This window comes from Salimicrobium jeotgali (genome assembly GCF_001685435.2).
Taxonomy (GTDB): domain Bacteria; phylum Bacillota; class Bacilli; order Bacillales; family Halobacillaceae; genus Salimicrobium; species Salimicrobium album.
On the sequence record NZ_CP011361.2, the window covers coordinates 971,715 to 986,013 of the forward strand.

A 14,299-nucleotide genomic window follows, 5' to 3' on the forward strand; every position below is an offset into this window, starting at 1 on the left:
CACAACTGTGTCAACAAGGGTGGTACCGCGACCATGAACCTCGTCCCTTCTTCAGGGGGCGGGGTTTTTGTATTTATAAGGAGGTATGGATAATGAAGGAACGTTTGCAGGAACTCGAACATGAGGCACTGCTGAAAGTAGAGCAGGCGGAAACAGTCGACGAATTAAAGAATATTCGCGTAGAATATTTAGGAAAAAAAGGGCCGATAACGGAAGTGCTCAGGGGGATGGGCAAACTGCCTAAAGAAGAACGTCCGGTAATAGGTCAGCTAGCAAATGAAGTAAGAGAAAGAATTGCCGATGCCATTGAGGAAAAACAGTCCAGACTTGAAGACGAAGCCCTTGAGGAACAGCTGAAAAATGAAGACATTGACGTTACCCTCCCCGGTCGTCCGGTCCAGGTAGGCGGGCCGCACCTTCTCACTTCAATTATTGAGGAGATTGAAGATCTGTTTATCGGGATGGGCTTTGAAATCAAAGAAGGTCCGGAAGTGGAAACGGATTACTACAATTTCGAAGCATTAAATCTGCCTAAGGGCCATCCTGCCCGCGATATGCAGGATACGTTCTATATTACCGAAGAGTTGCTGATGCGTACGCATACGTCTCCGGTACAGGCAAGAACGATGAATGCCAAAAACGGAAAAGAACCTGTAAAAATGATATGTCCGGGGAAAGTGTACCGGAGAGATAACGACGATGCCACGCATTCCCACCAGTTTACCCAGATCGAGGGGCTGCTTGTCGACGAAAACGTTCGGATGAGCGATCTGAAAGGGGTATTGCAGGAATTTGCGGCTAAAATGTTCGGAAGAGAACGGAGAATCCGTCTGCGCCCGAGTTTCTTCCCTTTTACGGAACCTTCCGTAGAGATGGATATTTCCTGTAAAGTTTGCGGAGGAGAAGGGTGTTCCGTCTGTAAAGGAACCGGTTGGATAGAAATTCTCGGAGCAGGTATGGTGCATCCGAACGTTCTTGAAATGGCCGGGTACGATTCCGAAAAATATTCCGGATTCGCTTTCGGGATGGGCCCTGAACGGATTGCAATGCTGAAGCACGGAATTGACGACATACGCCATTTTTATACGAACGACGTACGTTTTCTCAAACAATATCATAACGCGTAAGGAGGAATTAATATGCTTATTTCATTGAACTGGCTGAAAGAGCTCGTAGATATCAGCGGCTATACGACAGAGGAACTGTCGGAAATTATAACAAAAACCGGGATTGAAGTGGACGGCATCTCGGAGCCGGAAGAGCTGCCGCAGGGGGTGGTTGTCGGGAATATCATCAGCTGTGAGCAGCATCCCGATGCGGACAAACTCTCTTTGTGTCAGGTGGACACCGGAGAAGAGACCCTTCAGATCGCCTGCGGTGCCCCTAACGTAAAAGCAGGACAGAAAGTGGCTGTAGCTAAGCCTGGAGCCGTGCTCCCGGGCAACTTCAAAATCAAAAAGACGAAATTGCGCGGGGAAGAATCAAATGGAATGATCTGTTCCCTTCAGGAACTCGGAGTGAACGAAGAGGATGTGCCGGAAGCTTTCAAAGACGGCATCTTCGTTTTTCCTGAGGATACAGAAACGGGAGAAGATGCAGTGAAACTTCTGAACCTGGATGATTCTGTACTTGAACTTGACGTGACACCGAACCGTGCCGATGTCCTGAGCATGGTGGGGATGGCTTACGAAACGGCGGCTGCACTTGATCGGAATTATACGCTCGAGCGTCCTTCCTATGAGGAAGCGAAAGATAAAGCGGACTCTGACGTAGCGGTGAAGATTGTAGATAAAGAAGCGAATCCGTATTACGGAGCTTTCGTTGTGCAGGATGTTGAAGTGAAAGAGTCGCCGCTGTGGTTGAAAAATCGTCTCATGGCTGCCGGAACAAGACCCGTCAATAACGTAGTGGATATCACGAACTACGTTCTCCTTGAGTATGGGCAGCCACTTCACGCTTTCGACCGTGACCGTTTCAACAGTGATATGATTGTTACCCGCTACGCCGAGGAGGGGGAGATTCTGGAGACCCTGGACGGCAAGATGCGGACGCTTTCCCCTCATCACCTTGTCATCACCAATGGAGAGAAAGCCCACGCACTAGCCGGGGTTATGGGAGGTAAAGAATCCGAAGTGCACGAAGGTACTACTGATTTACTTCTCGAAGCTGCATACTTCGCCCCTCAGGTAGTGAGACAAAGTGCGAATGACCACGAGTTACGCAGTGAATCCAGCGTACGTTTTGAAAAGGGACTGGACGTTAACCGCGTTGCTCAGGCCGGGGAAAGAGCGTGTGAATTGCTGCAGAAATACGCCGGGGCGACAATATTGAAAGGCATAGCTGAAGAAGACCACTTGAGTCGCAAAGAAACAGTCATCCGTATGGAGACGTCCAGGCTGAATGATCGGCTCGGCACGAAAATGGAAGTACAGGATGTGAAGAACGTTCTGCGACGCCTGCAGTTCGAGTATGAAGAAAAGAAAGGCGTCTTTGATGTGCAGATTCCGTCCCGCCGTTTTGATATCTCGATATTTGAAGATATGCTGGAAGAGACGGCACGTATTTACGGGTACGATCATATACCTTACACTCTCCCGGAAGATTCCGGCCAGGCAGGCGGTCTTACAGAAGAACAGCGACTGAAAAGAAACGTTAAAACGTTTCTTGAAGGGGCCGGGTTAAGTGAAACGATCACTTATTCACTGACAGATGAAAAATCGGCTGAAGAAATGATCAGTCCTGAGTTGAAAGATGAACAGCACGGGGCGATACGTCTGGCCATGCCGATGAGTGAAGACCACAGTCACTTACGTCTGAGTATTCTCCCGGAGCTTTTAAGGACTCACAGTTATAATACTGCAAGACAGCAGCAGAATCTTGCGTACTACGAACTCGGGAAAGTGTTTATAAGCAGAGAAGACGAGCACGTGCAGCAGCCGAAAGAAGTTCTTCGTGCAGCGGGGGCTGTTTCCGGCGAATGGGTTGCGAATCCGTGGCAGCAGGAGAAGAAAGAGGCAGACTTTTTCGTAGTCAAAGGTATCGTGGAAGAGATGGCGGGCCGTCTTGGTCTTTCTTTCACTTATGTGAAAGGAGAAGTCCAGGGGATGCATCCGGGCCGGACTGCTCTCGTAATCTGTAACGGAAAGACGATAGGTTTCATGGGGCAGGTGCACCCCCGCTACCAGAAAACACATGACCTGAAAGAAACGTATGTTTTCGATCTGAATATGGATCTGCTGCTGAATCTGTACGAAAGAGAGGAAACGTTTGTAAAAATCCCTAAATTCCCTTCCGTATCCAGGGATATTGCACTTGTAGTAGACGAAAAGACCTCGGCTGGTGAGATCGAAGAGACTATCCTCACAACCGGTGCTCCTCTCATTAAACAGGTGCGGGTATTTGACGTATATCAGGGGGAACACCTTGATCCCGGAGAGAAATCGATTGCTTTCCGACTGCTCTATCAAAATCCGGAACGAACATTAAAAGATAAAGAAGTGGAAGAAGCACACGGTGCAATATTGGAAGCCGTTGCCGAAAAACACGATGCAAGACTGAGGCAGTAAAAAACAGAATAAAAATAGCTCAGAGAAGGTTCATCCTTCCTGAGCTATTTTTTTCGCTTTTTCCGTGTTGGCGAAGTGCCACTTCACCACGTCTTTCAAAGTATCTTCTCCGTGAGATTTCAAAATCGCTGCTGCTGCCCGGTCGACTTTCGAAGAGGCTCCTTTTGGGATAGTTCTGCCGAAATGACGGCTCAGCTTATTCATTTCCTTCACGAATAAGGAGCGGGTGAGTATGGAAGCGGCAGCTACCGGAATCGAATAACTTTCCGCTTTTGTCATAAAATATGTGTTGCTCTCCATTGTTTTTCCTTCGGATCGCAGATGTTTTTTATAAATTTCCGGTCTGGCAAATTCGTCTATCAGAATTCCTTCAGGACGTATGGGAGACAGGTCCTCCCCAAGTTTCGTTACGGCCTGATGATGAAGCAGGGCTTTCATTTTGCCCTGGGACCACCCCTTTTCCCTCCATTCATTGTATCGACTGTTGGATAGACGCATGAGCCGGTAAGATACGTTCATTTCAACGATACGTTTCGCTATTACGGTTATTTTGTCATCTGTCAGATGTTTGGAATCTTTGACACCGATTTCTTTGAGCGTGCGTATCTGCTCTTCATCAGCGTAGAGAGCACAGACGGTGATAGGCCCGAAGTAATCTCCCGTACCTGCTTCATCCGAACCGATATGCGGACTGTGAAAAAGATCGGCCGGAGGATGGTATGCGTGAGTTTCTTTCTTTGAATTCCGTTCCTTGGGCGTGTGTGCCCCCTTTTCCCACTGCCCCGCTTCCTGTTCCGGTGTCTTTCCCTGAAAGACCACTTTTCCCGATTGGTAAGCTGTGATGGAGGCCAGGGGGGTATGAGCCTGGAACACGGCATGGGGAGGCGTTTTCATTAAATTTCGGCTATAATAGTTTTTCATTTCTTCTATTCTCTCAGGTGTAGCTTTCAATACATAAGTCGGCATAAATCATTGGTCCTTTCCTGCTCGTTATGGACTAATTATATCAGACTGTGCGTATCGCGGGTGGGATGCTTTTTATTGCTTTCCTATTTGTTTATCTTCGTGTTAAGATACTAGTTAGGATTGACAAGCAGGAGGGAATGGACGTGTCCCAATCGGATAAAGGAAAAGTAAAGACTACCGTTGAAATTTACAACCGTTCCTATACTATAGTAGGAAATGAGGACGATCGTCACGTTCGTGAAGTAGCAGGCAGAGTAGATGGCACAATGAGAGGGATCATAGAGAATAACCCTCGGCTTGATACCGCTAAACTGGCCGTGCTTACAGCTGTCAACACGATGAGTGATTATATTAAACTGAAAAAAGATTACGATGAACTTATGAGCTATATTCAAAAGTTGGAGAAAGAGGCCGGAGACTGATATGATTATTGATTTATTGATACTTTTAATTTTATTCCTTGGCCTCGTCAAAGGTATGAAGCGGGGTTTCGTGTTACAGCTTTTTCATATCGTCGGGTTCATTGCAGCTTTTCTGACCGCTGTACTGTACTACGATGACCTTGCTTCAAAACTTACACTATGGGTTCCTTACCCGGAATTTCAGGAGAACGGGGCCTGGGCTATATTTACAGGGGACGTCCCTATGGAAGTGGCATTCTACAATGCAGTAGCTTTCATACTGATATTTGTGGCGGTGAACGTAGTCATACAGATTATCGCTTCGATGCTTGATTTTGTAGCGGAACTTCCGATACTGAAATCTCTCAACCATCTGCTGGGTGGTGCGCTCGGATTTGTGGAGAACTATTTAATTCTTTTCATATTCCTGTATATAGCCGCTTTAACTCCTATCATGTTCCTGCAGAACAGCCTGGATAATTCAGTGCTGGCCCCGCTGATCGTTGAATACACACCTATTATTTCCGGGGAGATAAAGTCACTCTGGATGAAGGAGTTTGCAGGGTTTTTCAAATAAGGAATCTCAGAAGAGCCGCCGTGATTATTAACTGTCATAGCGGCTTTTTATGTATAAAGGAGGAGAGTTTGAGTGAGTCAGATAAACAAAAAAAATGTTATAAAATTACTGGAGGACATAGCGGTGTACCTGGAACTGAAGGGAGAGAACCCGTTCAGGATATCCGCTTATACAAAAGCCGCTCAGGCTCTGGAACGTGATAACCGCTCCCTTACCGAGATTGATGACTTCACTAAAATCAAGGGAATAGGAAAAGGAACTTCCACAGTAATCGAAGAATATATTGAAACCGGAAAGTCTCCTGAACTCGAGGAATTACAGGAAGAAGTCCCTGAAGGGCTGATTCCGCTTCTGGATTTGCCGGGACTTGGTGGTAAGAAACTGGCAAAGCTCTATGAGCAGCTCGGAATCGTGGATAAAGCTACACTGCAGAAGGCATTGGAAGAGGGGGAGGTGGAAAAACTCGAGGGCTTCGGTCAGAAATCAGCTGAAAAAATGCTTCAGTCTCTCCGTGATTTCGGTACCCGGCCCGACAGGCTGCCTATCGCTTACATGCAGCCTTTTGCAAAAAAGGTGGAAGAATACCTGCATAAGCTGGAGACTATTGAACGGTTTTCACTTGCCGGTAGTATGCGGCGTGTGAAAGAAACGATTGGTGACCTCGATTTTATCATTTCCTCGAAAAGCCCCGGGAAGACGAGGGATGAACTGCTGAAGAATCCTGATATACGGGAAGTGATCGCTTCCGGAGAAACGAAAGTCTCTGTAGTGTTACGCGGAGACTGGGATGTGAATGTGGATTTCCGCATAGTGAAAGATAAGGAATTCGCTTCCACCCTGCATCATTTTACAGGTTCAAAAGATCATAATGTCTTAATGCGTCAAATTGCCAAATCCCAGGGAGAGAAGATAAGCGAGTATGGGGTCGAAAACAGTGATTCCGGAAAAATAAAGACTTTCAAAACCGAGAAAGCTTTTTACGAGCATTTCGGTCTTACCTACATTCCTCCGGAAGTAAGAGAGGGAAAAGAGGAAACAAAACTGTTCAGACAGCCTGTGCCGCTTCTTCAGCCTGAAGATATTAAATCTGATCTTCATATGCATACCACCTGGAGTGACGGAGCCCACTCTGTCGAAGAGATGGCCGAACGATGCAAAGAAAAAGGATATGAATATATAGTGATAACCGATCACTCAAAATATCTCAGGGTTGCGAACGGACTTAACGAATCAAGACTCCGGAAGCAGAGAGAGGAAATCGAAAGAGTGAATGATAAGATGACTGATTTTCACATTTTCTGCGGAGTGGAAATGGATATCCTTCCGGATGGAACTCTGGATTTCGATGACGACTTTCTGAAGGAAATGGATGTAGTGATAGCGTCCGTTCATTCCAGGTTTTCCCAGTCAGAAGAAGAAATAATGAAACGTATGAATGCAGCACTTGATAACCCGCACGTCGATATTATTGCTCATCCGACCGGCCGTCTGATCGGAAAAAGGCAAGGATACGCGGTTAATATCGAAAAACTCATTAAAAAAGCTGGAGAAACAGGTACCGTTCTTGAATTGAACGCCAATCCGAACCGTCTTGATTTAATGGCTGATAACATAGAGAAGGCTCAGGAAAACGGAGTAATGATAGCCATCAATACGGATGCTCACAATTTCCCTATGCTTGAGGATATGAAGACGGGCGTCGGTACTGCACGCCGGGGGTACATGAAGAAGGAAAACGTATTAAATACAAAATCTTTGAAAGAATTTAAGAAATGGCTTAACGATACTTCAAAATAAAGGGGCACTACTGCATGAACGAACGAATTTTGGGCGTGCTTGAGTTTGGAAAAATAATCGAAAAACTGACCGGTTATGCGGAGACTTCTCTTGGAAAGGATGCGGCTCAGCGTCTGAAACCTTCCACAGAATTGCCGGAAGTGGTGAAACTCCAAAACGAAACAGATGAAGCCCAGCAGGTACTCCGGCTGAAAGGGCATATTCCGTTCGGAGGCATCAGAAACATTAAACCGCATCTTAAACGCACCTCGATCGGAGGTGTACTCTCGGCGACCGAGTGTGTGGACGTGGCGACCACTATCTATGGCGGTAAAGAATTGAAACGCTTTGTAGAAGAAATGGAAGAGCCTGACATGCCTATTCTGAGAGAACTTGTCGACATCATTCATCCATTACCGATCCTTGAGAGAACGATCAGGAACAGTATCGACGATAACGGGGTGGTCATGGACGGGGCATCTGATACCCTCCGTTCGATCCGCAGCAGAATCAATACGTTAGAAAGCAGGCTCCGGGATAAAATGGAATCTTACACGAAGCAGCAGTCCGAAAAACTGTCGGACGCTATCGTAACGATAAGAAATGAACGGTACGTATTGCCTGTAAAGCAGGAGTATCGGGGAAGTATCAAAGGGATTGTTCATGATCAGTCGTCATCGGGAGCGACACTCTTTATAGAACCCCAGCCTGTAGTCGATATCAACAACGACCTGCAGGAGGCTAGGGTGCAGGAGAAAAGGGAAGTGGACAGGATTCTCGGAGAGCTGTCCGAGGCCATTGAAGAAGATCGTCCTATCCTTGCCGAGAATGTCCGGGTACTTGCTGGACTTGATTTCATTTTTGCGAGAGCAAAACTGGGCAGAAGTATGGGAGCAGCTATGCCCGCGATGAACAATGAAGGCAGAATATTGATGAAGCAGGCAAGACATCCGCTTATCTCAGAGGAAGAGGTAGTGCCGAACGACATCGAGCTTGGTACAGACTTCACTTCCATCATCATTACCGGCCCGAACACCGGAGGTAAAACGGTAACACTGAAACTGGTGGGTCTATGTACATTAATGGCACAGGCTGGACTGCAGATCCCTGCGATGGACGGCTGTGAACTTGCAGTATTCGACAACGTTTATGCGGACATCGGAGATGAGCAGTCCATTGAGCAGAGTCTCTCCACTTTCTCTTCCCACATGACTAATATCGTGGATATTCTGGATAAAGTGGATGACTCCACGCTCGTGCTTTTTGATGAGCTTGGAGCCGGTACGGACCCGCAGGAAGGTGCAGCTCTTGCTATGGCTATCCTGGATGAAGTGGTTGATAAAGACGCAAGGGTCATAGCTACGACCCACTATCCTGAGCTGAAGGCATACGGCTACAACAGGGAAAACGTCGTCAACGCTTCCGTAGAATTCAACATCGAAACGCTTGAGCCGACCTACCGGCTATTAATCGGAGTTCCGGGGAGAAGTAATGCCTTCGAAATATCGAGACGTCTCGGCTTACGGGAAGATGTAATCAGTGCCGCCAAAGAAAGAGTGGGAGTCGACTCGGAAAGTGTCGAATCCATGATAGCTTCTCTCGATGAAGCAAGGAGAGAGGCGGAAGCGGACTATGAGCGGGCTGAAGAGATAAGGCGGGAAGCGGAAGAAATTTACTCGGAGCTTAACAGCGAATGGAAACGGTTCGAGGATCAGAAGGAAAAACTGTATAAGAAAGCCGAAGAAAAAGCGAAACAGTCTGTTGATAAAGCACGGGAGGAAGCACAGGGCATCGTAGACGAACTGAAGCAGATGAAGAACTCCTCCGAACTGAAAGAACATGAGTGGATTGAAGCCAGGAAGATGTTCGATGAAGCTGAGCCGGAGCTTACGAAGAAAGAGAAACAGCCGAAGAACAAGCAGTCGAATGAAACAAAGGAACTTCAGGCAGGCGATGAAGTGAAACTTCTTACGCTGAATCAGCAGGGTGTAATTGTCGAGAAAGGAAGAAACGACGAGTATCAGGTACAGGTAGGATCCATGAAAGTAAAAGCGAAAAGGAAGGACCTCGAATTCGTCAAAACGAAAAAGCCGGAACGGGAGAAACAGATTGCACCGGTAAGAGGGAAAACTTCCCACGTGAAACCTGAGCTTGATCTTAGAGGGGAACGGTATGAAGATGCCTTGAACCGTCTTGAAAAATATCTTGATGATGCCCTTCTCGCTGGTTACCCTCAAGTTTCCATTATCCATGGAAAAGGGACAGGTGCCCTCAGACAGGGAGTCCAGTCGCTGGCAAAACGACACTCCAGAATCAGTACGGCGCGTTCCGGTGGTATGAAAGAAGGAGGAAGCGGCGTTACTGTACTTGAACTTAAATGATTATGCAGGGGGAGAGGTGAAACATGGAAGGGTTCTGGGAAATTTCGATCGTGGACACTGCAGCGAGATTCAGTGTGGTCGTGCTATGTATAGTCGTTTTCCTTGCTTTATTCGAGCTGGTTACTAAGTATGATAACTGGAAAGAAATTAAAGAAGGGAATCTGGCAGTAGCTATGGCCACCGGTGGAAAAATATTCGGTATATCCAACATTTTCCGTTTTTCCATTGAACATAATGATGCTCTGTTTCTCTCCATCGGCTGGGGAGTTTTCGGATTTCTGCTTCTCCTCATCGGTTATTTCATCTTTGAGTTTTTAACTCCATCTTTTCGCATAGATAAAGAGATTGAAGAGGGGAACCGGGCCGTCGGGCTTCTTTCCCTCATTATCTCAGTCGGTTTATCTTACGTAATCGGCGCTACAATTATATAAGGGGAGACAGTCATTGCGTACATTATCCATTGTAATGATCGTAGTAGCGGTATTGTTTATTGCTGCGGGTGTCATTTACTTAATCTGAGTTCCCGGTTATTTCCGTCTTCGCCCGTCTCGAACATGGCGGGGCGGGAAAAACGGGAATTTATTACTAGGTACATATTATTGAAATATTTGAAAAATCATTCATTTTTTCCCTTCCAGCCGTTATAATGGTAGTAACTCATTTTAAGGAGGGGAAGGAATGACCCAGTCCGAAAAGATATGGCATAAGCATTACCCGAACGAAATCGAGGTTGAGAAAGAGTATGAAGAAAAGCCATTGCATGAGTTTTTGAAGCAGAGTGCCCAATCGTACGCAAAAAAGAAAGCGCTTTATTTTATGGGGAAAGAAATGACGTACGAAATGGTTTATGAGGAAGCTTGTCATCTTGCGGGTTATCTGCAGCAGCTTGGAGTTGTGAAAGGAGACCGCGTTTCCATTATGCTGCCGAACACTCCTCAGTCTGTCATCAGTTATTACGCCGTATTAATGGCCGGAGGAATCGTCGTACAGACGAACCCGCTCTATACGGAAAGAGAACTTCAGTATCAGTTGAAGGATTCCGGCGCAAAAATGATTATATGTCTGGACACCCTCTATCCGAAAGCTGCTTCCGTCAAAAAACAGACAGATCTTGAACATATAGTAGTGACGGTGGTTCGGGACTATTTACCTTTTCCTAAAAACACGCTCTATCCTTTTGTCCAGAAGAAAGAATACAAAATGATTGTCAGTCCGGAACATAACGGTGAAACACATGTATGGAAAAACATATTCAAATCGGAAGTACCGGCCGTTACGGAGATCGATATAGATCCGAAAGAAGATCTGGCACTGCTGCAGTACACGGGAGGGACCACGGGTTATCCGAAAGGAGTAATGCTTACCCATTACAACCTTGTAGCCAATACCCGGATGTCCGTGGACTGGATGTATAAGAGCAAAAAAGGGGAAGAAGTCACCCTCGGGATGCTGCCGTTCTTTCATGTATACGGCATGACCTCGGTGATGAACCTATCCATTATGATGGGATTCAAAATTCTTCTTATTCCTAAATTCGAAGTGGAAGAAGTGCTTAAAACGATAGATAAAGAAAGACCTACGCTTTTTCCGGGAGCACCGACTATATATATCGGTCTTTTAAATCATCCGAATATAAATAAATACGATCTGTCATCCATCGATGCCTGTATCAGTGGGTCTGCGCCCCTCCCTGTAGAAGTGATGGAGCGTTTCGAAAACGTGACGGGAGGACGGCTCGTCGAAGGGTATGGTCTGACTGAAACGTCTCCGGTTACCCACTCCAATTTCCTGTGGGGAAGAAGAGTACCCGGAAGTATAGGCGTGCCATGGCCGAACACCGACTCCAAGATTATGGATCTGGCCGGAGAAGGAGAAGCTGAAGTCGGAAGCATAGGTGAAATAGCCGTTAAAGGTCCTCAAGTGATGAAAGGTTACTGGAACAAAGAAGAAGAGACGCGGGAAGTGCTGAGTCCGGACGGATGGTTCAGGACCGGGGATATCGGCTATATGGATGAAGAGGGCTATTTCTACATTGTCGACAGGAAAAAAGATATGATCATCGCCGGCGGATATAATATTTACCCGCGTGAAGTGGAAGAAATCCTTTATGAACACAGTCAGGTTCAGGAAGCCGTTGTAGCCGGAGTGCCGGATCCTTACAGAGGGGAAACGGTCAAAGCTTACGTCGTCCGAAAAGAAGGCAGCAGTCTTACGGAAGAAGAACTGAATGAATTCTGTAAACAGCATCTCGCAGTATACAAAGTTCCTAAACTTTATGAGTTCAGAGAAGAACTTCCGAAAACGGCCGTCGGTAAAATACTGAGGAGAAGTCTGGTGGAGGAAGAAAAAGAAAAGCAGAAGAAGCTCAGTTGACAGAATAAATTTTAGTGGGTAGAATAAGAGATGAATGATGGTTCATTCATTATTTCGAAGGCAGGAGAGCAGAGATGAAACAGACGAAGCCAAAATACAGACAAATCATTGATGCAGCGGTTGAAGTTATTGCCGAGAATGGATATCATTCATCTCAAGTTTCTAAAATAGCTAAACGGGCAGGAGTTGCGGACGGGACGATTTATCTCTATTTCAAGAATAAAGAAGATATCCTCGTTTCGCTCTTCCAGGAAAAAATGGGAGTCTTTATAGAAAGAATCGAAAGTGCAACTACTTCAAGACAGACTCCATCCGAGAAACTGCGTGTACTGGTGGAGACTCATTTCGAACAATTATCTGAAGATCACCATCTGGCTGTGGTGACGCAACTTGAATTGCGCCAATCCAATAAGATGCTCAGAATGAAAATCAATTCCGTACTGAAAAAATACTTAGACGTGATTGATGAGATAGTCGAGGAAGGTATCAGGGAAGAAGTTTTTCGCGATAATATAAATAGAAAACTGGTACGGCAATTGATTTTCGGTACTATCGATGAGGTAGTGACAAACTGGGTTATGAAAGAAGAACGCTATGATATCACTAAGCAGGCGAAAGAAGTACACGAGATGATTGTGGAAGGGCTGCTTAGACGTCCATAGCAGGGGGAGTGGATAGGATGGATACATTAACTTATGAAATCAAAGGTCAGGTGGCTGAGATCACTATAGAAAGTCCGCCTGCCAACGCTTTGTCCAGTACAATTCTGGCAGATCTCAACGAAATTCTGAATGAACTGGATGCAGAGAAGTCTCTTAAAGCTGTCATTTTAAAAGGCGAAGGAAAATTCTTTTCAGCCGGTGCTGACATAAAGGAATTTACTGAGTTTCAGGGCGGCAAAGAAAATATGTCTTTCAAAGGTCAGGCTGTTTTCGACAGAATTGAACAGTTTCACGCCCCTTTCATAGCGGCCATTCATGGAGCTGCATTGGGCGGAGGACTGGAACTTGCCCTTTCCTGTCACATGAGATTCGTTACGAAGAAAGCGAAACTCGGCCTTCCCGAACTGGGACTCGGAATCATACCGGGCTTCGGAGGGACTCAGCGTCTTCCTCGTTACGTAGGAGATGCCAAAGCTTATGAGATGATTTTGACGGCTGAGCCGGTAAGCGGTGAGGAAGCTGTCAAAATAGGGCTTGCCAACGGAGCGGTCGAGGAGGAGGAACTTCTTGATCACGTCAGGAAAGTGGCGGCATCCATAGCGGCTAAAAGCAAACCGTCTGTGGAGCACGTACTCAGACTTGTGCCGAACGTCTATGAATCCACACTGAATGCAGGATTGAAAGACGAAGCTGAACGCTTTGAAGAGGTTTTCCGCACAGATGACGCTGCAGAGGGTGTGCAGGCTTTTATCGAGAAAAGAAAACCCGAGTTCCGTGATAAATAGAAACTGGAGGGAAATGTAATGAATATTTATGTTTTGCTTAAAAGAACTTTTGATACAGAAGAAAAAATTTCTATCAGCAATGGAAAAATCGAAGACGAGGGTGCCGAATATATCATCAACCCTTATGACGAGTACGCTGTGGAAGAAGCTATCAACCTGAAAGATGCACACGGCGGGGAAGTGACCGTAGTTACAGTCGGTGATGAAGAGGCAGAGAAACAGCTTCGTACTGCTCTCGCGATGGGCGCTGACAAGAGTGTTCTCATTAATACCGAAGATGATCTCGAAGAGGGGGATCAGTATACGACGGTTAGAATTCTTGAGGCTTATTTCAAGGAAAACGAACCGGATATCATTTTGGCCGGTAACGTAGCAATCGACGAAGCGAGCGGTCAGGTCGGTCCGAGACTGGCTGAACGGCTGGATATACCATTCGTCACTACGATTACAGACATATCCATCGACGGAGAAACAGTCAATATCGAAAGGGACGTTGAAGGTGACGTGGAAAAAGTGGAAACAACACTCCCGCTTCTCGTTACATGTCAACAGGGCTTGAACGAGCCGAGATATCCTTCCCTTCCCGGGATTATGAAAGCGAAGAAGAAACCTCTCGAAGAAATTGAAATTGACGATCTTGATCTCGAAGAGGACGATGTGGAAGCAAAAACGAAAACACTCGAAATCTTCCTTCCTCCTGAAAAGCAGGCTGGAAAAATCATCGAAGGCGAACCGGATGAGCAGGTAAAAGAACTTGTAAGTCTTTTGAAGAACGAATCCAAGGTACTGTAATCGGACACAGGAAAGGAGAA

At 46.2% G+C, this 14,299-nt stretch carries 12 protein-coding genes and 1 other annotated feature (1 of these 13 running past the window's edge); of the genes, 11 read left to right on the plus strand and 1 reads right to left on the minus strand.

Annotation, left to right across the window (positions count from 1 at the left end; genetic code table 11):
• Positions 1–51, plus strand: a binding site (T-box leader); it begins 160 nt to the left of the window's first position.
• A 41-nt stretch (positions 52–92) separates the two neighbouring features.
• Both pheS and pheT read left to right on the plus strand, forming a co-directional pair.
• The gene (gene pheS, locus AAV35_RS04845; RefSeq protein WP_008588608.1) at positions 93–1,127 is read left to right on the plus strand and encodes a phenylalanine--tRNA ligase subunit alpha; all 1,035 of its coding nucleotides are present in this window, start codon (positions 93–95) and stop codon (positions 1,125–1,127) included.
• Between the two features lie 12 nt (positions 1,128–1,139).
• Positions 1,140–3,566 carry a phenylalanine--tRNA ligase subunit beta gene (pheT, locus tag AAV35_RS04850; RefSeq protein WP_008588609.1) on the plus strand — a complete coding sequence of 809 codons (2,427 nt, stop codon included), beginning with the start codon at positions 1,140–1,142 and terminating at the stop codon, positions 3,564–3,566.
• A 30-nt stretch (positions 3,567–3,596) separates the two neighbouring features.
• Here the strand turns inward: pheT and rnhC are convergent, their stop codons facing one another.
• Positions 3,597–4,532 carry a ribonuclease HIII gene (gene rnhC / locus AAV35_RS04855; RefSeq protein ID WP_008588610.1) on the minus strand — a complete coding sequence of 312 codons (936 nt, stop codon included), beginning with the start codon at positions 4,530–4,532 and terminating at the stop codon, positions 3,597–3,599.
• Positions 4,533–4,675: 143 nt separating this feature from the next.
• Here rnhC and zapA point away from each other — a divergent pair, with 143 nt between their 5' ends.
• The 9 genes from zapA (at position 4,676) to AAV35_RS04900 (ending at position 14,279) form a co-directional block, all read left to right on the plus strand.
• Positions 4,676–4,954: a cell division protein ZapA gene (gene zapA, locus AAV35_RS04860; RefSeq protein ID WP_008588611.1), complete on the plus strand. Its 279-nt coding sequence runs from the start codon at positions 4,676–4,678 to the stop codon at positions 4,952–4,954.
• A 1-nt stretch (position 4,955) separates the two neighbouring features.
• Positions 4,956–5,510, plus strand: a complete 555-nt coding sequence (locus AAV35_RS04865; protein WP_008588612.1) for a CvpA family protein — start codon at positions 4,956–4,958, stop codon at positions 5,508–5,510.
• Between the two features lie 81 nt (positions 5,511–5,591).
• Positions 5,592–7,307 carry a DNA polymerase/3'-5' exonuclease PolX gene (gene polX / locus AAV35_RS04870; protein WP_040609208.1) on the plus strand — a complete coding sequence of 572 codons (1,716 nt, stop codon included), beginning with the start codon at positions 5,592–5,594 and terminating at the stop codon, positions 7,305–7,307.
• 14 nt (positions 7,308–7,321) lie between these two features.
• Entirely contained in the window at positions 7,322–9,667 is a 2,346-nt protein-coding gene (locus tag AAV35_RS04875; RefSeq protein ID WP_008588614.1) for an endonuclease MutS2, read from the plus strand.
• A 23-nt stretch (positions 9,668–9,690) separates the two neighbouring features.
• The gene (locus AAV35_RS04880) at positions 9,691–10,098 is read left to right on the plus strand and encodes a DUF350 domain-containing protein (RefSeq protein ID WP_008588615.1); all 408 of its coding nucleotides are present in this window, start codon (positions 9,691–9,693) and stop codon (positions 10,096–10,098) included.
• A gap of 247 nt (positions 10,099–10,345) precedes the next feature.
• On the plus strand, positions 10,346–12,040 hold the full coding sequence (locus AAV35_RS04885) for a long-chain-fatty-acid--CoA ligase (protein ID WP_008588616.1): 1,695 nt from the start codon (positions 10,346–10,348) through the stop codon (positions 12,038–12,040).
• Between the two features lie 74 nt (positions 12,041–12,114).
• Entirely contained in the window at positions 12,115–12,702 is a 588-nt protein-coding gene (locus tag AAV35_RS04890; protein ID WP_008588617.1) for a fatty acid metabolism transcriptional regulator FadR, read from the plus strand.
• A gap of 17 nt (positions 12,703–12,719) precedes the next feature.
• Positions 12,720–13,487, plus strand: coding sequence for an enoyl-CoA hydratase (locus tag AAV35_RS04895; RefSeq protein WP_008588618.1), 768 nt, complete (start codon positions 12,720–12,722; stop codon positions 13,485–13,487).
• Between the two features lie 18 nt (positions 13,488–13,505).
• Entirely contained in the window at positions 13,506–14,279 is a 774-nt protein-coding gene (locus tag AAV35_RS04900) for an electron transfer flavoprotein subunit beta/FixA family protein (RefSeq protein WP_008588619.1), read from the plus strand.
• The last annotated feature ends 20 nt before the right edge of the window (positions 14,280–14,299 follow it).